The following is a 20,928-nucleotide window of genomic DNA, read 5'->3' as shown; positions in this document are numbered from 1 at the left end:
TATGTTTTAGATACCCTTTAGCTTTAACATCTAGCCCTCGAGATTACAAGTCCACCTGCTAATTTGGCCAGTAAACTATCTCCGCACCTTAATTGTATTGAGCTTATGCATTCGCATCTCTTTCAGCGTTCGGTAGTTCTTCTCCCGCCATGATAGAGATTGCTTTTCGATAACGTTGCATACCGGTTCCCGCTGGAACTAGTTTACCGATAATGACATTTTCTTTTAAACCAAGCAATTCATCTGTCTTACCTTTAATTGCAGCATCCGTTAGAACACGTGTCGTTTCTTGGAAAGATGCAGCAGATAAGAATGAATCTGTCTCAAGTGATGCTTTTGTAATCCCAAGTAATACCGGGCGGCCTGTTGCTGGTTGTTTACCACTAAGCAAAGCTTTTTCGTTCGCATCAGTAAACTGATGTACATCTAGCAATGTTCCAGGTAATACAGTTGTCTCACCAGCATCAGCCACTCGCACTTTTCTAAGCATTTGGCGAACCATTACTTCTACGTGCTTATCGCCAATTTCTACACCTTGCATACGATATACTTTTTGAACTTCCAATAGCAAATATTCTTGTACTGCAGAAACATCTCGAACTCGTAGAAGTTCCTTCGGATCAATTGATCCTTCAGTCATTTCTTCACCGCGTGCCACTTCGTCATTAACCGCTACTTTTAAGCGAGCCGAGTAAGGAGCATTATATGTGCGGCTTTCGATTTCGCTCTGTACAACAATTTCTTGTTGGCGATCGCGTCCCTCTGTAATTGCCGTAACGACACCAGAAATTTCAGTGATAACTGCTTGACCTTTCGGATTACGAGCCTCAAACAACTCCTGAATCCTTGGAAGACCTTGAGTTATATCGTCCCCAGCTACACCGCCTGTATGGAATGTACGCATTGTCAATTGGGTTCCTGGCTCACCGATGGATTGTGCAGCAATAATTCCTACTGCTTCTCCTACGTCCACTACGGTTCCAGTTGCCAAGTTACGTCCGTAACATTGTTTACAAACACCATGACGTGTATTACATGTGAATGCAGATCTAATCCAGACTTCTTCAATTCCTGCATTTACTATCTCTTTTGCTAAATCTTCATGAATCAATTCATTTTCTGAAACAAATATTTCACCTGTTTCAGGGTGAACGATTTTCTTACGTGCGTATCGCCCAATTAGACGTTCTTCTAAAGGTTCAATTACTTCTGTTCCGTCTTTCAACGATGCAACAAGTAATCCTTTGTCCGTTCCGCAATCATTTTCTCTAATAATTACATCCTGGGCCACATCCACAAGTCTTCTAGTAAGATAACCAGAGTCAGCCGTTTTAAGGGCTGTATCAGCTAACCCTTTACGAGCACCATGAGTGGAAATAAAGTACTCAAGTACTGTTAAACCTTCTCTGAAACTTGATTTAATTGGTAACTCAATAATTCGCCCTGCCGGGTTAGCCATCAATCCACGCATACCCGCAAGTTGCGTGAAGTTAGATGCGTTACCCCTCGCTCCAGAGTCACTCATCATATAAATAGGATTTAGATTATCTAATGTTTTCATTAGCTTATTCTGAATCGTATCCTTGACAGCACTCCATATAGCTATAACACGATCATAACGTTCTTCATCCGTAATAAGACCACGTTTGAATTGCTTCAGAACATTATCAACTTTTTCTTGTGCATCATGTAATAGCGTCTCTTTTTCAGCTAACACGACAATATCCGAAACCCCTACAGTGATACCAGCTTTTGTTGAGTACTTAAATCCAAGATTTTTCATGCGATCCAGCATTTTTGATGTTTCAGTGATGTGGAATCGCTTGAAGATCTCCGCAATAATATTACCAAGAATTTTCTTTTTGAACGGTTCAATAAGCGGCTGTTGTTTAATAAACTCTGGCACGTTTGTTGAAGGTTCTACAAAGTACTTATCTGGTGTATTTACTTCTAAATTTTCATTTGTCGGTTCGTTAATGAACGGGAATGACGGCGGCAATATCTCGTTAAAGATCAGTTTACCCACAGTCGTAACTAGAAGCTGTGTTCTCTGTTCCTCCGTGAATCTTTCATTAATTAACGAATCCGCATGAATAGCTATTCGTGTGTGAAGATGAACATACCCATTTTGATATGCAATCAACGCTTCGTTCGTATCTTTGAAGATCATTCCTTCACCGTCAGCATTTTTGCGCTCCAACGTTAGATAGTAGTTACCTAGCACCATATCTTGTGATGGTGTAACTACCGGCTTTCCATCTCTCGGGTTCAGGATGTTTTGAGCCGCCAACATTAGGATACGCGCTTCCGCTTGTGCTTCTGCAGATAACGGCACATGCACTGCCATTTGGTCTCCATCAAAGTCAGCGTTATAAGCCGTACATACTAACGGGTGAAGACGAATTGCTCTTCCTTCAACAAGTGTTGGTTCAAACGCTTGGATACCGAGTCTATGAAGCGTCGGTGCACGGTTTAATAACACTGGATGCTCACGTATCACATCTTCTAGTACATCCCAAACCTCTGGATGGACCCGTTCTATTTTTCTTTTAGCGCTTTTTATATTATGAGCAAGGCCTTTTTCAACCAGCTCTTTCATAACGAAAGGCTTAAATAATTCTAATGCCATTTCTTTCGGAAGACCGCATTGGTACATCTTCAAGCTTGGTCCAACGACAATTACAGACCGCCCCGAATAGTCTACACGTTTTCCTAATAAGTTTTGACGGAAACGACCTTGCTTTCCTTTCAGCATATGTGAAAGGGATTTTAATGGTCGATTACCCGGCCCTGTAACTGGACGGCCTCTTCTACCATTATCAATCAAGGCATCAACTGCTTCTTGGAGCATCCGTTTCTCGTTCTGAACGATAATTCCCGGTGCACCAAGATCCAATAATCGTTTTAAACGATTATTCCGGTTAATAACCCTACGGTATAAATCGTTCAAATCTGAAGTTGCAAAGCGGCCACCTTCCAATTGAACCATTGGGCGTAATTCAGGTGGAATAACCGGTAAAACATCTAAGACCATCCAGTCTGGATAATTACCAGAATGACGGAAAGCCTCAAGCACCTCAAGTCGTTTTATCGCTCTTGTTCGGCGTTGACCTTGTGCCGTTTTCAATTCTTCTTTTAATTGACCTACTTCTTTTTCTAAATCAATATCTTGCAACAGTTTTTTTATTGCTTCCGCACCCATTGCTGCGTGGAATGTTGCACCATATTTCTCGCGATATGCACGGTATTCTCTTTCGGATAGCAACTGTTTTTTATCCAATGTTGTATCACCTACATCAGTGACAACATAAGAAGCAAAATAGATAATCTCTTCAAGAGCTCTTGGGGACATATCGAGAATAAGTCCCATTCGACTTGGTATTCCCTTGAAATACCATATGTGAGAGACAGGGGCAGCTAATTCAATATGCCCCATACGCTCACGACGAACTTTAGACCTTGTTACTTCTACTCCACAGCGATCACATACAACACCTTTGTAGCGAACACGTTTATACTTTCCGCAATGACATTCCCAATCCTTTGTAGGACCGAATATCCGCTCACAGAACAAGCCATCTTTTTCCGGTTTTAAAGTACGATAGTTGATTGTTTCCGGCTTTTTAACTTCCCCAAAAGACCAGGATCGGATTTTATCCGGTGAAGCAAGGCCGATTTTCATATACTCAAAATTGTTTACATCCAGCAAGGGGCCTACCTCCCTTTTCGTCTACAGGTTCTACCCTTATTGCTTGCATTCAACATTATTCTTTAGATGCAGCAGTTTCTTCCACTTTTGCGTCCGGCGCAATATTTAATGTATCAGCTTGATGAGTATCATCTTCATCTTCCAAGTCACGCATCTCAATTTCTTCTTCATCACCTGAAAGGATTTTTACATCTAAGCCAAGACTTTGCAATTCTTTAATTAATACTTTAAACGATTCAGGCACGCCCGGTTCAGGAACATTTTCACCTTTCACAATCGCTTCATATGTTTTCACACGGCCAACAACATCATCCGATTTAACAGTTAAAATCTCTTGTAGCGTATAAGCAGCTCCATAGGCTTCAAGTGCCCATACTTCCATCTCTCCAAAACGCTGTCCACCAAACTGAGCTTTCCCTCCGAGTGGCTGTTGCGTAACGAGCGAGTATGGTCCAGTTGATCTTGCGTGAAGTTTATCATCAACCATATGCGCAAGTTTAATTAAATACATAACCCCTACAGAAACACGGTTATCAAAAGCCTCACCAGTACGACCATCATAAAGAACTGTTTTCGCATCACGATCCATGCCTGCTTCTTCAATTGTTTCCCAAACATCTTCCTCCGTAGCACCATCAAATACAGGTGATGCCATATGAATCCCTAGATGTCTTGCAGCCATACCTAGATGCATTTCAAGCACTTGACCGATGTTCATACGAGAAGGTACACCTAATGGATTCAACATGACGTCCACTGGAGTTCCGTCAGGCATATACGGCATATCTTCCTCAGGAAGTATTTTCGAAATTACACCTTTGTTTCCGTGACGTCCCGCCATTTTATCCCCTTCGGAGATTTTCCTTTTTTGTACGATATACACACGAACAAGTTGGTTTACTCCAGGTGGGAGTTCGTCTCCATCTTCGCGGTTGAACACTTTGACGTCAAGGACGATACCTCCACCACCGTGTGGAACACGTAGCGATGTATCACGGACTTCACGCGCTTTTTCACCAAAGATAGCGTGTAACAGACGCTCTTCCGCAGTAAGTTCTGTAACACCTTTAGGCGTTACCTTTCCAACAAGCAGATCGCCGTCTCTAACCTCAGCACCTATACGGATGATTCCACGATCATCAAGGTTACGAAGTGCATCTTCACCGACGTTCGGAATATCACGTGTCATTTCTTCAGGGCCTAGTTTTGTATCACGTGCCTCTGATTCGTATTCTTCTATATGGATTGATGTATAGACATCATCTTTGACAAGGCGTTCACTCATGATGATTGCATCCTCATAGTTATAGCCTTCCCATGTCATGAATGCGATGAGTACATTTCGTCCCAATGCTAGCTCACCTTTATCCATTGAAGGTCCATCACCAATAATTTCACCTTTAGTGATTCGATCACCTATATCTACAATTGGACGTTGGTTGTAGCATGTCCCTTGGTTAGAACGGATAAATTTCTGCATGCGATATTTATCTAAATCACCTTTAATTTCCTCGCCATCGACATCTTGAACGCGACGCACCCATACTTCACGCGATTCAACATGTTCAACAATTCCATCATGCTTACAAATTACTGCTGCGCCCGAATCCTTTGCAGATACATGTTCCATACCCGTTCCAACAAGTGGAGCTTCAGGTAACATGAGCGGCACTGCTTGCCTTTGCATGTTCGCACCCATTAAGGCACGGTTAGAGTCATCGTTTTCCAAAAATGGAATACATGCTGTCGCTGCTGAAACAACCTGTTTTGGAGATACATCCATGTAATCAATTCTATCTCTTCTCACAACCGTATTTTCACCACGGAAACGAGAGATTACTTCATCATTTATAAATGCACCTTCATCAGAAAGAGGAGCATTCGCTTGTGCAACTACATAATTATCTTCCTCATCTGCTGTGAGATAATCGATTTGCTTCGTAACTAAGCCTGTTTCAGGATCAACTCGGCGGTACGGCGTTTCAATAAATCCAAAGCGATTCACCTTAGCGAACGATGATAAAGAGTTAATTAATCCTATATTTGGACCCTCTGGTGTTTCAATTGGACACATACGTCCATAGTGAGAATAGTGAACGTCACGAACTTCCATTCCTGCACGTTCTCTAGTTAATCCACCAGGTCCTAGTGCAGACAAACGGCGTTTATGAGTTAATTCTGCTAACGGATTTGTCTGATCCATGAATTGTGACAGCTGCGAGCTACCAAAGAATTCTTTGATTGATGCGATCACAGGACGGATATTAATTAATTGCTGTGGGGTGATTGTGTTAATGTCTTGGATAGACATACGCTCTCTTACCACTCGCTCCATTCGTGACAAACCAATTCTAAATTGATTTTGCAACAATTCACCTACAGAACGCAGGCGGCGATTACCCAAATGGTCAATATCATCCGTATCTCCAACTCCATAAAGTAAATCGAAGAAATAACTAATCGATGAAATGATATCTGCTGGTGTAATATTCTTTGTTATCTCATCTACATAGGCGTTGCCAATTACATTTATAACATTCTCTTCTTCGCTAAACGGAGCGAAAATTTTAATAGACTGAATAACAATGTCATCATCTATAATTCCACTTTGACGGTCGAAGGATTTAAACCCTGTACCATTTTCAAGATGTGGAATAATTTTATCCAACGTACGACGATCAAGTAATGTACCTTTTTCTACAATAATTTCGCCTGTTTCAGGATCAGCCAAAGTTTCAGCGACACGTTGCCCGAATAGACGATTCTTTATATGAAGCTTTTTATTAAGTTTATAACGACCTACATTCGCAAGATCATAACGCTTTGGATCAAAGAATCTAGACACTAGCAAACTTTTAGCGTTTTCTACTGTCGGAGGCTCTCCCGGACGAAGTCGCTCATAAATTTCTAATAAAGCTTTTTCAACGCTCTCCGTGTTATCTTTTTCAAGCGTGTTCTGGAGATATTCGTTGTCACCTATTAAATCGATGATTTCTTGATCAGAACCAAAACCGAGTGCACGTAAAAGAACCGTTACCGGTAGTTTCCGTGTACGATCAATCCGAACGTAAACAACGTCCTTGGCATCTGTTTCATATTCCAGCCATGCCCCACGGTTAGGGATAACTGTGGCTGTAAAGCCTTTCCTTCCGTTCTTATCGAGTTTTCCACTGTAGTAGACACTCGGTGAACGAACAAGCTGAGATACAATTACCCGTTCAGCTCCATTAATAATGAAAGTACCCATTTCCGTCATTAATGGGAAATCCCCCATGAATACGTCCTGGTCTTTCACTTCTCCAGTTTCTTTATTCACAAGGCGTAGCTTAACACGAAGAGGAGCGGAATATGTAGCATCGCGCTCTTTTGATTCTTCAACAGAATACTTAGGTTCGCCGAGATTGTAATCAATAAATTCCAATGAAAGATTTCCGGCAAAATCTTCAATTGGTGATATATCTTGGAACATTTCCTTTAAGCCCTCATCAAGAAACCATTGGTAAGAAGAAGATTGGATTTCGATAAGGTTCGGCAGCTCCAATACTTCACTAATACGCGCAAAGCTTCTGCGCTGGCGGTGCCGTCCGTATTGAACTAGTTGACCTGTCAACTGATTCACCCCTCAAATCAAACGTTTTAATGTCATCAGTTTCTCTAGTTCACCTAGAAAAACTGTGAAAACATAAGACAAAAAGAAAAATGGTTTTTCTTTTAAAAACCACATTTCTTACAATAATTACTATATATTATATAATCTTTTCCAACTTATCCATATTCCATACTCATTAGGAATAGTTTAGGATGAAGTTAAAACACTATATTCGCATCTTACAATGCTATCACAAGGTTTTTAAAGAGTCAATATTTTGATGTTTTAAGAATATAGTAGCCTTTTCTTTTCGCCACGATCTCTACACGTCCGAAAATTTCCTCTAATTTCGCTTGCGCTGATGGCGCACCTTGTTTTTTTTGAATGACAACCCATAGTTCGCCCCCAGGGATTAAATATTGAAAGCTTTGTTCTAAGATATCATGAACAACTTGCTTTCCAGCCCGAATTGGTGGGTTAGTTAAAATAGCTGCAAATTCTTTTACATCAATTCCATCAAAGCGATCACTTTCATACACTTCAATATTTTCAATTGCATTCAACACTGCATTATCCCGCGCAAGTGCAAGTGCTCTTTCATTCACGTCCACTAAATGAAGTTCTCTACTTGGAAAACCTTTTGCAAGACTAAGACCAATTGGACCATAGCCACACCCTAAATCTAGTAGAGGACCCTCTACTTTGGGCATCTCAAACTTTTCAATTAAGAAACGCGATCCAAAGTCTACTTCCTTTTTGGAAAAAACACCTTGGTCCGTTTTGAATCGAAACGTGTGATCGCGCAATTCAGCATCCCAGTATTTCGGCTCACTCGCAACCTTAGGAGTGTGTGAATAATAATGATCAGACAAGAGAGTCCACCTCCCCGAGTTAAAAAAAAGAAATCTTTCCTACCGCAATTATCTTTTCATAACAGATCTTTTTTATAATCCGCTATCAATGAGCGAAAAAAAGCCCGCCGGATAATCAGCGAGCTTTTAATTCACATAGTAATTACTTAACTTCTACGCCAGCGCCAACTTCTTCAAGTTTAGCTTTAACTTCTTCAGCGTCATCTTTAGATACGCCTTCTTTAACTGCTTTCGGAGCGTTGTCAACAAGTTCTTTTGCTTCTTTCAAGCCAAGACCAGTGATTTCACGAACAACTTTGATAACTTTAATTTTTGATGAACCAGCGCTTGTAAGCACTACATCAAATTCAGTTTGTTCTGCAGCAGCTTCACCCGCAGCAGCACCAGCAGCAGCTACAGGAGCAGCAGCAGTTACACCAAATTCTTCTTCAATTGCTTTAACTAGATCGTTTAGTTCAAGAACTGTCATTTCTTTGACAGCTTCGATGATTTGTTCTTTAGTCATGATATATTTCCTCCATTAATATTATTTGTTTTTTTAGAATCTAAGATTATGCACTTTCTTCTTTCTGATCCGCAACTGCTTTTGTAGCAAGAGCAAGATTACGAACAGGAGCTTGAAGAACGCTAAGCAACATAGAAAGTAACCCTTCTCGTGATGGAAGTTCAGCTAATGCTTTCACTTCTTCCACTGTCGCGATATTTCCTTCGATCACACCCGCTTTAATTTCAAGAGCTTCGTTTGCTTTCGCGAAGTTATTCAAAATTCTAGCTGGAGCTACAACATCATCCGCGCTGAATGCAATTGCATTCGGTCCAGTTAATACTTCGTTAAGACCAGATAATTCTACATCATCAGCAGCACGACGAGTCATAGAGTTTTTATAAACTTTAAAATCGATTCCCGCTTCTCTAAGCTGTTTACGAAGTTCTGTTAATTGAGCAACGTTCAACCCACGGTAGTCCACAACTACTGTAGAAACGCTTGTTTTTAGCTTTTCAGCGATTTCATTTACAACTTGTTTTTTAGTTTCAATCACTTTGCTCATCTTTACACCTCCTAAAACCTTTTAAATGGACATTTATACCAACAAAAAACCCCCACATTTTATAGACATGGAGGTTTCATGCGCTCATCCTTCAAATCAGATGATTTATATCGCAATGACCTCGGCAGGTTATTAAGCTTTATGCCCCTGCTGTCTACGGTACAAATGTTTTTTATAATTTACAACAGATAGAATTGTATCAAATGATACACTAACTGTCAATTTTTTTTAGATACTAGATGATGGGTCAACTTTCACGCCAGGTCCCATAGTAGAAGTCACTGTAACGTTCTTCATGTAAGTACCTTTCGCTGCAGAAGGTTTCGCTTTATTCAATGTATCTAAAATAACGCTAAAGTTTTCAACTAGTTTGCTTTCGTCGAAAGAAACTTTACCAATTGGCACATGAATGATTCCAGCTTTGTCTAAACGGTATTCAACTTTACCAGCTTTAATTTCATTCACTGCTTTCGTTACATCAAAAGTTACAGTACCAGTCTTAGGATTCGGCATTAAGCCTTTTGGTCCAAGTGTACGACCAAGCTTACCAACTTCACCCATCATATCTGGAGTAGCTACGATTACATCAAATTCAAACCAACCTTGATTGATTTTGTTAATATATTCTGCATCTCCAACGTAATCCGCACCAGCAGCTTCTGCTTCTTTAAGTTTTTCGCCTTTAGCAAATACTAGTACACGTTGCGTTTTACCAGTACCGTTTGGAAGTACAACTGCCCCACGAATTTGTTGGTCAGCTTTTTTAGGATCTACTCCAAGACGAACTGCCACTTCAACAGTAGCATCGAATTTTGTATAATCCGTTTTCTTTACAAGTTCAATTGCTTCTTCTACAGAGTATGCTTTTGAGCGGTCTACAAGCTTTAAAGCTTCTGTGTACTTTTTACCTTTTTTAGCCATTTTAATTTCCTCCTGTAATGTGGTTTTAGCGGAATAACCTCCCACGAATAAAGGAAGGCCGACACTATCGCAGCCTCCCTCCAACAAACAACTTCTTTTTACACAAGGGATCAGTCTTCGATTGTGATTCCCATGCTGCGCGCAGTGCCTTCTACCATTTGCATAGCCGCTTCAACGCTAGCTGCGTTTAGGTCAGGCATTTTTGTTTCAGCGATTTCACGTACTTTGTCGCGTTTAACAACCGCAACCTTCTTTTTATTCGGTTCACCAGAACCCAATTCAATACCAGCTGCTTTTTTAAGAAGAACAGCTGCAGGCGGAGTTTTTGTGATGAATGTAAAAGAACGGTCTTCAAATACAGTGATTTCAACAGGAATAATTAGTCCTGCTTGGTCCGCTGTACGAGCGTTAAACTCCTTACAGAATCCCATGATATTTACACCTGCTTGACCAAGTGCCGGTCCAACTGGTGGAGCCGGGTTCGCTTTGCCAGCGGGAATTTGCAATTTTACAAGCTTGATAACTTTTTTAGCCACGAGACACACCTCCTTAAGTCCGTGATGTGGTAATAGGGTTTTCCCCTCCCACTCAACCTATGAATAGAAAATCATTATATATTGTACAGTCACTCGTATTGAGACCTACTGACCTAAAAATTTTAACACTAATAGCCTAAGATTTCAAGTTGTTTCAAATTATATTTTATCAATTTGCGAAAAGTCTAGTTCAACAGGAGTTTCGCGCCCGAACATATTAACCATTACTTTCGCTTTTCCTTTGTCAATATCCATCTCTTCAATCTTACCTGTGAAGTTAGCAAACGGCCCTTCATTAACCGTTACCGTCTCACCTTGTTCAAAGTTTACTTCAGCACGCTGTTCTTGCATTCCCATCCGCTTCAAAATAAACTCAGCTTCTTCAGGCAGCATAGGAGTAGGCTTAGAACCAGAGCCTGATGATCCGACAAACCCTGTCACACCTGGTGTGTTACGCACAACATACCAAGAATCATCTGTCATAATGATTTCTACTAAAACATACCCAGGAAATACCTTCCTCTTTACTATTTTCTTTTTTCCATTTTTAATATCAGTCTCTTCATCTTCCGGGACAATGACACGAAAAATCTTATCCTGCATACCCATTGACTCTACACGTCTTTCAAGGTTTGCTTTTACTTTATTTTCGTATCCAGAATACGTATGGACTACATACCAGTTTTTCTCCATTTACTAGGACTCTTCGTCCTTCCCTCCCCATACTATTTCATTCGTCTAGCTCCCGCGGAGATCTTAAGCATCCATAATGCTATGTAATGCGGTGGGCTTAGGCGACATTCGCTTATTCGTTTCACTTTCTTTAACCAAATGAAAAAACCCGATGACCGGGCTTTTGTAAAATATTTTTATTTAACTTTTATTATACCATGTAAGGATGCATATTATACAAGCATGTAGGTTAAAATAAGCTGTTTATTATCTATAAATCCAATAAAAAGCGGATCACTTTTGATATTCCTAGGTCAGCTATCGCGAAAAACAAGGCTAATATAACAACAGTTGTTATAACTGTAATAGTATAATTAGTTAGTTCCTTTCGCTTCGGCCAGCTTACTTTTCTCATTTCTGAGCTTACATTGTGAAAAAATTGAGTTAAGCTTGTCATGGACGTACCTCCAACAATTGTATAAAAATGATAATCACGAATAAATAAAATTATTTTGTTTCTTTATGCATCGTATGTGCGTTGCAGCGTTTGCAATGTTTTTTGATTTCTAGCCGCTTTACTGTCGATGCGGATCTTCCATCAGTTGAATAATTGCGTGAACCACAGACTGCACAAGCCAAAGAGATTCTTTTCTTCACCTTTATCGCACCTGCTCTTTTTATTTCATCTAAATTTGTTTGAATATCCTATAAAAAGTATCATGGAACTTTCTTTCTGTCAATAAGGTTTATTATTAGACAGTGAATTCCTTGATTTCTAAATAGCGCTCAAGCTTACGTTTCACTCTTTGTAATGCATTGTCAATAGACTTCACATGTCGATTTAGCATTTCAGAAATTTCCTGATAAGAACGTCCGTCTAGATAAAGAGAAAGAACTTCTCTTTCCAAGTCGCTTAATAACTCGACCATCTTCCCTTCGATGCTAGAAAATTTTTCACGGTTAATTAGCAACTCTTCAGGATTTAATATTTTTGATCCCGAGATAACGTCCATTAACGTTCGGTCTGATTCTTCATCAAAAATAGGCTTGTCTAAGGATACATACGAATTGAGTGGAATATGCTTTTGACGGGTGGCTGTCTTGATTGCGGTAATAATTTGCCTCGTGATGCAGAGTTCGGCAAAAGCCTTAAACGAAGCAAGCTTGTCTCCTTTATAGTCACGAATTGCTTTATAAAGTCCAATCATGCCTTCTTGTACAATATCTTCTCTATCTGCACCGATCAAAAAGTATGATCGGGCTTTAGCTCTGACAAAATTACGATATTTTTTAATGAGATAATCTAGTGCATCGCTTTCCCCTTCATGGACCAGTTCAACTAGCTTTTCATCTTCGACTAATTCGTACCTAATGTCATCCTCTAATTTGATATTCGAGATCACTGTAATCCCCGCCCTTACAAGCAATAGATAAAGTTCATTATACATGACAGAATTTTCAAGCGTCAACTACTCATTTTTGTCCACGTCGCCATTTTTCAAAAGTTTCGGCAACTTCTTTACTTAATGGAATTTTAACTGTCGGTGCATTTTCCCTTGTTTTTACGACACGACCGATTATTTTCCGCTCTACATTTTCCACTTCAATTAACAATTCGCGCGCTGATATTCTCAGCGCACCTTGTCCAAATATTGCCCATTGCTCTGTGAAATCAGATGTAGCAACGTAAACTTGTGTTCTAATATTATTCAGCTCGATCGCCAATTTTTCGATCCGTTCGTCTGCAGTTTCTTCTACCTTAGTAAAAATCACTTCTACTTTGTAATTACTATACCTTTTCTCGAGCCCTCTTACTTCATAGGCATCAAAAATAATAATTACTTTAAATCCAGTATAACCTTGATATTCACCCATGATTTCAATTAATCGGTCACGAGCAGCAGAAAGATCTTTATTTTTCAAACTGACAAGCTCAGGCCATGCACCGATGATGTTATAACCATCAACTAAAAGGATATTCATATTAACCCTCTAACGGGTGGCGTTTACGATGTACCTCATACATAAGCAATGCGGCGGCAACTGAAGCATTTAGTGATGTCACATGCCCTGCCATCGGCAAATGAATACGGAAATCGCATTTATCTCTTATTAAACGACCTATCCCCTTTCCTTCACTGCCAATTACGATTGCTAGCGGAAGAGTACTGTCCATCGTTCGATAGTCCTGACTTTCCTTTGCATCTGTACCAAACACCCATACTCCACGCTCTTTTATATCATCAATCGTTCTCGCAATATTAGTCACCCTAGCAACAGGTACGTACTCAATCGCACCTGTCGACAGTTTAGCAACCGTTGCAGTAAGTCCTACAGCTCGACGCTTAGGTATAATTATGCCATGAACACCTGCTGCATCAGCTGATCTTAAAATAGATCCAAGATTATGAGGGTCCTCTAACTCATCTAATATAAGAAAAAAAGGATCCTCTCCCTTCTCAGCAGCTCTTTTAAATAAATCATCTATTTCCGCATATTCATAAGCAGCAACCTGCGCAATAACCCCTTGGTGATTTTCCTTACTCATCTGATCGATTTTTTGTTTCGGTACAAATTGAACGAGGACTTTCCGCTCTTTAGCAAGCTTGATAATCACTTGCATTTGCCCCTTCTGCGATCCCTCTGAAATCCAAATTTTATTCATATCTCGTTCCGATTTCAATGCTTCAATTACTGGGTTTTTCCCCGCAATCCATTCTTCACTCATCTTGTTTCCACTCCTCTACTGTCGACAATTTGTATTGCCATTTCGATGATTTCCGTCATTCGTTCTACATTATTCGCCAAGTATAGCCAACCAAGCACCGCCTCAAACGCGGTGCTATATCGATAAGTCTGGACATCAGTATTTTTAGGAACGGTTCCTGATTTCGCATTCCGACCACGTTTCATAATGACTAATTCTTCTTCACTTAAAAATTTATCTTCCACCATTTTTCTGAGGATAGATGCTTGGGCTTTGGCAGAGACATATCGTGTAGCTTCGCGATGAAGTCGATTTGGTTTTGTTTTACCAGTTTCCAGAAGGTATTGTCTAATATACACTTCATAAATACCATCACCCATATATGCAAGCGCTAAGCTATTTAATTGTTTATAATCTATCATTTTCCCTAAAGGATACATGAGATCACCCTCGCTTCCATCTCGTACCTTGAGGTGTATCTTCTAGGATTATATTTAACTCCTTTAGCTGATCCCTAATTTGGTCGGCCAATTGAAAGTTGCGATTTTTCCTTGCATCAAGACGTTGCTCGATTAACTGATCAATCTCTTCGTCCAGTAATTCTTCCTCTTCAAGTTGCAAACCGAGGACTGAAAATAACTCCTCAAAAACACGCAAAAACAATTGAATCACACTATCTGACGTGTTCTTTTCCATTAAATAGTAATTTGCTTGTTTAGAAAGTTCAAAAAGCACAGAAATACCATCTGCAGTATTAAAGTCATCATCCATCCCTCGTACAAAAGTTGCTTTTAGTTCCGATATTACCTTTTCCCATTTCTCCTGGTCTTCTGCTAAATTAGAACTGGCATTCATACGATAATGTAAGTTTTGATAGGATGTTTTAAGTCGTTCTAGTCCAGCGCCTGCATGGGATAATAATTCCTCGGTGTAGTTGATTGGATTACGATAATGAACCGAAAGCATGAAAAATCGTAACACTTGCGGATCATGACGTTTAATTATGTCATGTACAAGAACAAAGTTCCCTAATGATTTAGACATTTTTTCATTATCAATATTAATATAACCATTATGCATCCAATAGCGGGAAAAGGTTTTCCCTGTCAGCGCTTCTGATTGTGCAATTTCATTTTCATGATGCGGAAATGTTAAATCCTGCCCTCCCGCATGGATATCAATCGTGTCTCCTAAATACTTTCGCGCCATTGCGGAGCATTCAATATGCCAACCTGGTCTTCCCTCGCCCCATGGGCTATCCCATGAAATTTCACCAATTTTCGCTGCTTTCCATAAGGTGAAATCGAGCGCATCTTCTTTTTTCTCACCGGTTTGAATACGCGCACCTACTTTTAAATCATCAATCGATTGCTGTGACAATTTTCCGTATTCATTAAATTTTCTCGTTCTGTAATATACATCACCCGCAGATTCATACGCAAATCCTTTTTCTATTAACGTCGCAATAAACTCAATAATAACATCCATATTTTCTGTAACTCGCGGATGAAGATTAGCCTCCTTACATCCAAGTGAGGTTACATCATCAAAGAAGGCCTCGATAAATCGTTCCGCAACCGTAGGCACTTCCTCTCCAAGTTCATTAGCAGCACGGATTAATTTATCGTCTACGTCAGTAAAATTAGATACATAATTCACATCATAACCTCTATATTCCAAATAGCGGCGAACTGTATCAAAGACAATAGCAGGTCTAGCGTTCCCAATATGAATATAGTTGTAAACGGTTGGACCACATACATACATCTTAACCTTGCCTTCTTCTAGCGGTACAAAGGTTTCTTTTTTTCGGGATAATGTATTATAAATTTTGATTGCCATCTTCTTGTTCTCCTTTTCCTATTAAACTTTCGAGTTCCGCCTGTAACTTAGAGATTTCGTTTTCCATTTCCGAACACCTATCGGAAACCGGGTCAGGCAAATTATTATGATCCAGTTTTCTATTCATTTTTATTCCATTTTGAATGACCACTCGACCAGGGATTCCTACTACCGTTGAATTTGGTGGCACATTTTTTAATACCACGGAACCTGCGCCCACCTTAGAGTTTTCTCCAATGACAATATTTCCAAGCACTTTGGCTCCCGTGGCTATTAATGCAAAGTCCTCGATTGTTGGATGTCTCTTACCTTTTTCTTTACCTGTTCCTCCGAGTGTCACACCTTGAAAAACAGTTACATTATTTCCAATTTCACATGTTTCACCGATAACAACACCCATACCATGATCAATAAAAAATCGACGCCCGATTTTTGCTCCCGGATGTATTTCAATTCCAGTAAAAAACCTGTTCATTTGCGAAATGACCCTTGCCATAAAAAACATGTTTCTTTTAAAAAGTACATGTGCAATACGATGTGCCCAAATCGCATGTAGACCGGAGTATGTCAAGATAACCTCTAGGCTACTACGCGCTGCCGGATCTTGATCAAATACCGTTGCAATATCTTCCTTCATTCGTTTTATCATAGCTTCCCACCCTTTCTAGCAGCGTATGTGCGGGGCATTTATTGATGTAACTATATCGACGTGTATAGCCTTTGAGTCAAGAATGAATAAAAATTAACAAATAGCACTGGCAATATAAACGCTTGTTGGCATCGAATAGTACAAGGAACTCTTGTTAAAAGTTACCCTTCTAGAAAAAAGCAACATAAAAACGCCTCTGAAAATCAGAGACGCTTTTGGCGCGGTTCCACTCTGGTTGGACCTTACTAATAATATCAGCAAAATCCCAGCTTCTCCTTCTTAACGGCAAGGTTCCCGCCTTCACCTAATTGGTTTTTCAACCGTTCGGTTCAGGGCTCAAAGGTGCACTTCAAAAAATGAGTGGCTTGAATCGCTCTCAGCCAATGGCGATTCTCTCTGATTAGCATCATTTTTTTACTTTCCCTCTTCAACGCTTTTATTTATATCTCTAATATATTACATTTCCTTCTAATTGTTAACCTTTTATTCTCTCAAGCCTACTTTTCACTTTTTCTTTACCTAATAATTCAATTGAATTTGGCAATTCAGGCCCTTGCGTTTGCCCTGTAACAGCAACCCTAATAGGCATAAATAACTTTTTCCCTTTTTGTCCCGTTGACTTTTGGACTGCTTTAATCGCTTTTTTTACGCCACCAGCCTCAAACGGATCAAGCGCACTGATCTCTTCATAAAAAGCTTGGAGCACATCTGGAACTTGGTCTTCTTCCAATATTACTTGTGCCTCTTCATCATAATCAATTGCATCTTTAAAAAACATCTCTGATAGCTCTACAATTTCTGCACCATAACTCATTTGTTCTTGATAAAGAGAAATGATGTTTCTTGCCCACACCTTTTCTTCCGGGTTTTCTTCATTTACTAGACCCGCTTTAACAAGATGTGGTAACGATAGTTCAAAAATTTTATCTAAATCAAGTTTCTTCATGTATTGATTATTCATCCACGCAAGCTTTTGTTTGTCGAATACTGCAGGTGATTTAGACAAGCGATCTGCATCGAAGATCTTAATAATTTCCTCTTTCGAAAAGATTTCTTCTTCTCCTTCAGGTGACCATCCGAGTAATGTAATGAAGTTAAGAAGGGCTTCAGGTAAATAACCCAGATCTGCATATTGTTCAATAAACTGAATGATTGACTCGTCTCGTTTACTTAGCTTTTTACGGCTGTCATTTACGATAAGCGTCATATGTCCAAAAACAGGAGGCTCCCATTCAAAAGCTTCGAATACCATTAGTTGTTTTGGGGTGTTAGAAATATGGTCATCCCCACGTAAAACATGACTAATTTCCATTAAATGATCATCTATCGCTACAGCAAAGTTATAGGTTGGAATGCCATCTTTCTTGACGATCACAAAATCACCGATACCATCCGACTCAAAAGAAACTTCATCTTTTACTATGTCATTAAAAGTATAGACTTTCGCCTTTGGTACTTTAAAGCGGATGCTTGGTTGTCTGCCATCTGCCTCAAACTGTGCCTGATTTTCTTTCGTGAGGTTTGTACACTTTCCTGAATAACGAGGCATCACACCACGTGCTATCTGAGCTTCCCGCTCCGCTTCTAACTCTTCTTCTGTGCAATAGCATTTATATACTTGTCCACGTTCTAATAATTCATCATAATGCTTTTTATAAATGTCGAGACGTTCGGACTGGCGATATGGTCCATATCCTCCATCCTTATCTACACTCTCATCCCAATCCATTCCCAGCCATTTTAAATATGAAAGTTGGCTCTCTTCGCCGCCCTCAATGTTTCGTTTTTGATCTGTATCTTCTATTCTAATTATAAATGTTCCGCCTAAATTACGCGCAAACAAGTAATTAAAAAGTGCTGTCCTTGCATTCCCTATATGCAAATGCCCAGTAGGACTTGGTGCATAACGCACCCGAATGTCTTTTGACATGTTAATGCCTCCTCAAATATCTCAATTCCTTTTATCTATTTTACATTAGTTCATTAAATGATGAAAGCTTACGTTATTAGCCTAGCTTTTTTGAAGAAGGACGACGGCCAAAGCTGCAATTCCTTCTTCACGTCCCACAAAACCAAGTCGTTCAGTCGTAGTCGCTTTAACATTTACTTGACCCCGATCCGCCTCTAGTAATTCCGAGATTCGCACACATATTTTTTCAATATGTGGTGCCATCTTTGGTTTTTCCGCCATAATGGTACAGTCAATATTGCTTAGTACATATCCTTTTTCTTTCACAAGATTCCAAACATGACGCAATAACTCTGCAGAATCAGCGTCTTTAAAATTTGGATCTGTATCCGGAAAATGACGTCCTATATCCCCTTCACCAATTGCTCCTAAACACGCATCTGCCACCGTATGTAATAAAACATCTGCATCAGAGTGACCGATCAATCCTTTTTCATACGGAATCTCGATACCACCAATTATTAATGGTCGATTTTCAGCAAACTTATGTACATCAAAACCTTGTCCAACTCTTAACATTACTCATGCCCCTTTCTCCTTACACCTAGATAATTTATTCGTTGAGGTTTATTGCCCTTTAATTTTGTGATAAACGCTTCCGTTTCACCATGATCGCTTCAGCGAAATAAAGATCTTCTGGAGTCGTTAATTTAATATTATCATAATCACTCTCTACAATTTTCACTAGCTGGCCATCTCTTTCTACAAGAGAAGCTTCGTCTGTACCTATAAACTTTTCTTTACTCGCTTTACTATGTGCATCCATCAAGACAGAAAAACGAAAAGCCTGTGGGGTTTGCACCTGCCACAAGCTGGATCTCTCCACTGTTTCAACTACTTCGAGGTTAACTGCCTTTTTTATCGTATCTTTTACAGGGACAGCAGCAATAGCTGCACCACTTTCAGCTGCTACATCTACTAAACGTCCAATCGTTTCTAAGCGAATAAATGGACGTGCACCGTCATGAACAAGGATTATTTCAGTATTTACAACTGCCTTTAATCCATTATAAACACTGAACTGGCGCTCATCCCCGCCATATACAAACTTAATTTTCGATAGATAGCGGCTATTTAAAAGTAGCTCCGTAAAAAGATCCTTTTCTTCTTGCTGGATAACCAGAATAATGTTACTACATCGAGGATCCGTTCCAAAAACGTTTAAAGTATGGAGAATAATCGGGCGAGTATCTATTTTTAAAAATAATTTATTATAGCCCGCACCCATTCGCTTACCAGATCCAGCAGCTGGAATAATTACTTGATAATCCATTTTATTGATCCCCTTATCATATATAGTGCGTAGGAATCCTCTTATAAAGCCTTTTCCAGTAATTTCGGCTTTGCAAAAATCATTCTACCAGCTGATGTTTGAAGAACACTCGTTACAACAACATCAATTCGTTTACCTATATAGTTTCTGCCTTCTTCGACAACAATCATTGTTCCATCATCCAAATACGCGACACCTTGATTGTATTCCTTGCCGTCTTTGATGACTTGTACATTGAGCTCTTCACCAGGAAGTACAATTGGTTTCACCGCATTTGCAAGATCGTTTATATTTAAAACACTCACATTTTGGAACTCGCATACCTTATTTAAGTTATAATCGTTTGTCACAACAATTCCATTTGAAATTTTTGCAAGTTTGACGAGCTTCGAATCCACTTCCTGAATTTCTTCAAAATCACCTTCATACATCTCCACAGGAATATCAATTTCTTTTTGGATACGATTTAAAATATCTAAACCACGTCTTCCTCTATTCCTTTTCAATGCATCAGAAGAGTCGGCAATATGTTGAAGCTCTTCAAGAACAAATTGAGGGATAACAATAACCCCATCCAAAAAACCAGTCTGACAGATATCAGCAATTCTCCCATCAATAATTACACTCGTATCAAGGATTTTTAAACTCTTAACAGGCTTCTCTTCTTCCTCCGCTTCTTCAGTACGTTTTTTTCCGGAGCGATTAATAGAAAATAGATTTATGAGTTCATCCCTTTTCTTAAATCCAACTTGAAAACCAAGATACCCTAGCATTAAAGTGAGCAAAATAGGCACAAATGACTTTAAAATCGGTATTTCCATTTGATTAATTGCAAGTCCTGCTAAATAAGCGACAATTAATCCAAATGTAAGGCCAAGACTTCCAAATATAATATCAGTTATGGGAGCCTTAATAAGCCGATCTTCAAACCACTTCACAATATTTACGATATAACCAACAGCCCAAAAAGTAAGTAAATAAAAAATAATAGCACCTATAATAGCCGAAACATAGGGGTTATTGATCAAGACCACACCATCTAACTTTACCAACTTCAACCCTTCAGGAATTAGAAAAATGCCCAATGTTCCTCCCAATAACAAAAAACAAACTTGTACAATGCGTTTTAACATGTATCTT

At 39.5% G+C, this 20,928-nt stretch carries 20 protein-coding genes and 2 other annotated features; all 20 genes read right to left on the bottom strand.

Going from position 1 to position 20,928, the window contains the following annotated elements:
• Window positions 1-103 precede the first annotated feature (103 nt).
• The 20 genes from rpoC to MHB53_RS16485 all read right to left on the bottom strand — a co-directional run bounded on the left by rpoC (window position 104) and on the right by MHB53_RS16485 (window position 20,921).
• On the bottom strand, window positions 104-3,709 hold the full coding sequence (gene rpoC / locus MHB53_RS16580) for a DNA-directed RNA polymerase subunit beta' (protein ID WP_340920359.1): 3,606 nt from the start codon (window positions 3,707-3,709) through the stop codon (window positions 104-106).
• 55 nt (window positions 3,710-3,764) lie between these two features.
• Entirely contained in the window at window positions 3,765-7,319 is a 3,555-nt protein-coding gene (rpoB, locus tag MHB53_RS16575) for a DNA-directed RNA polymerase subunit beta (protein WP_340920356.1), read from the bottom strand.
• Between the two features lie 248 nt (window positions 7,320-7,567).
• Window positions 7,568-8,170 (bottom strand): class I SAM-dependent methyltransferase, encoded by a 603-nt coding sequence (locus MHB53_RS16570; protein WP_340920354.1) that lies wholly within the window; start codon window positions 8,168-8,170, stop codon window positions 7,568-7,570.
• Between the two features lie 142 nt (window positions 8,171-8,312).
• Entirely contained in the window at window positions 8,313-8,675 is a 363-nt protein-coding gene (gene rplL / locus MHB53_RS16565) for a 50S ribosomal protein L7/L12 (RefSeq protein ID WP_340920353.1), read from the bottom strand.
• Between the two features lie 46 nt (window positions 8,676-8,721).
• Window positions 8,722-9,219 (bottom strand): 50S ribosomal protein L10, encoded by a 498-nt coding sequence (gene rplJ / locus MHB53_RS16560; RefSeq protein ID WP_340920351.1) that lies wholly within the window; start codon window positions 9,217-9,219, stop codon window positions 8,722-8,724.
• A gap of 33 nt (window positions 9,220-9,252) precedes the next feature.
• Window positions 9,253-9,397: a sequence feature (ribosomal protein L10 leader region), on the bottom strand.
• 50 nt (window positions 9,398-9,447) lie between these two features.
• Window positions 9,448-10,140, bottom strand: a complete 693-nt coding sequence (rplA, locus tag MHB53_RS16555; RefSeq protein ID WP_340920349.1) for a 50S ribosomal protein L1 — start codon at window positions 10,138-10,140, stop codon at window positions 9,448-9,450.
• A 110-nt stretch (window positions 10,141-10,250) separates the two neighbouring features.
• A complete protein-coding gene (gene rplK, locus MHB53_RS16550; protein WP_340920347.1) occupies window positions 10,251-10,676 on the bottom strand; it encodes a 50S ribosomal protein L11 in 426 nt (141 codons plus the stop codon).
• A gap of 159 nt (window positions 10,677-10,835) precedes the next feature.
• Window positions 10,836-11,369, bottom strand: a complete 534-nt coding sequence (gene nusG / locus MHB53_RS16545; protein WP_340920346.1) for a transcription termination/antitermination protein NusG — start codon at window positions 11,367-11,369, stop codon at window positions 10,836-10,838.
• A gap of 250 nt (window positions 11,370-11,619) precedes the next feature.
• Window positions 11,620-11,805 carry a preprotein translocase subunit SecE gene (secE, locus tag MHB53_RS16540; protein ID WP_340920344.1) on the bottom strand — a complete coding sequence of 62 codons (186 nt, stop codon included), beginning with the start codon at window positions 11,803-11,805 and terminating at the stop codon, window positions 11,620-11,622.
• Between the two features lie 50 nt (window positions 11,806-11,855).
• Window positions 11,856-12,005 carry a 50S ribosomal protein L33 gene (gene rpmG / locus MHB53_RS16535; RefSeq protein WP_340920342.1) on the bottom strand — a complete coding sequence of 50 codons (150 nt, stop codon included), beginning with the start codon at window positions 12,003-12,005 and terminating at the stop codon, window positions 11,856-11,858.
• A 95-nt stretch (window positions 12,006-12,100) separates the two neighbouring features.
• Complete coding sequence (sigH, locus tag MHB53_RS16530; protein ID WP_340920338.1) at window positions 12,101-12,751, bottom strand: RNA polymerase sporulation sigma factor SigH; 651 nt, start codon at window positions 12,749-12,751, stop codon at window positions 12,101-12,103.
• 70 nt (window positions 12,752-12,821) lie between these two features.
• Window positions 12,822-13,331: an NYN domain-containing protein gene (locus MHB53_RS16525; RefSeq protein ID WP_340920336.1), complete on the bottom strand. Its 510-nt coding sequence runs from the start codon at window positions 13,329-13,331 to the stop codon at window positions 12,822-12,824.
• 1 nt (window position 13,332) lies between these two features.
• A complete protein-coding gene (gene rlmB, locus MHB53_RS16520; protein WP_340920332.1) occupies window positions 13,333-14,076 on the bottom strand; it encodes a 23S rRNA (guanosine(2251)-2'-O)-methyltransferase RlmB in 744 nt (247 codons plus the stop codon).
• Window positions 14,073-14,495 (bottom strand): Mini-ribonuclease 3, encoded by a 423-nt coding sequence (locus MHB53_RS16515; RefSeq protein WP_340920331.1) that lies wholly within the window; start codon window positions 14,493-14,495, stop codon window positions 14,073-14,075. The genes rlmB and MHB53_RS16515 overlap by 4 nt, the downstream gene beginning before the upstream one ends.
• A gap of 4 nt (window positions 14,496-14,499) precedes the next feature.
• Entirely contained in the window at window positions 14,500-15,897 is a 1,398-nt protein-coding gene (gene cysS / locus MHB53_RS16510) for a cysteine--tRNA ligase (protein ID WP_340920329.1), read from the bottom strand.
• The gene (cysE, locus tag MHB53_RS16505) at window positions 15,878-16,546 is read right to left on the bottom strand and encodes a serine O-acetyltransferase (RefSeq protein WP_340920326.1); all 669 of its coding nucleotides are present in this window, start codon (window positions 16,544-16,546) and stop codon (window positions 15,878-15,880) included. Before cysE ends, cysS begins: the two co-directional genes overlap by 20 nt.
• Before the next feature lie 202 nt (window positions 16,547-16,748).
• Window positions 16,749-16,986 (bottom strand) — a binding site (T-box leader).
• A 35-nt stretch (window positions 16,987-17,021) separates the two neighbouring features.
• Window positions 17,022-18,476: a glutamate--tRNA ligase gene (gltX, locus tag MHB53_RS16500; RefSeq protein WP_340920324.1), complete on the bottom strand. Its 1,455-nt coding sequence runs from the start codon at window positions 18,474-18,476 to the stop codon at window positions 17,022-17,024.
• Window positions 18,477-18,557: 81 nt separating this feature from the next.
• Complete coding sequence (gene ispF, locus MHB53_RS16495; RefSeq protein WP_340920322.1) at window positions 18,558-19,034, bottom strand: 2-C-methyl-D-erythritol 2,4-cyclodiphosphate synthase; 477 nt, start codon at window positions 19,032-19,034, stop codon at window positions 18,558-18,560.
• A 58-nt stretch (window positions 19,035-19,092) separates the two neighbouring features.
• On the bottom strand, window positions 19,093-19,788 hold the full coding sequence (ispD, locus tag MHB53_RS16490) for a 2-C-methyl-D-erythritol 4-phosphate cytidylyltransferase (RefSeq protein ID WP_340920320.1): 696 nt from the start codon (window positions 19,786-19,788) through the stop codon (window positions 19,093-19,095).
• Window positions 19,789-19,829: 41 nt separating this feature from the next.
• The gene (locus MHB53_RS16485) at window positions 19,830-20,921 is read right to left on the bottom strand and encodes a PIN/TRAM domain-containing protein (protein ID WP_340920318.1); all 1,092 of its coding nucleotides are present in this window, start codon (window positions 20,919-20,921) and stop codon (window positions 19,830-19,832) included.
• Between the last annotated feature and the right edge of the window lie 7 nt (window positions 20,922-20,928).

Source organism: Bacillus sp. FSL K6-3431, assembly GCF_038002605.1.
GTDB lineage: Bacteria > Bacillota > Bacilli > Bacillales > Bacillaceae_C > Lederbergia.
The sequence above is the reverse complement of the archived record's forward strand: the minus strand, read 5'-3'. Positions and strand labels throughout refer to the sequence as shown.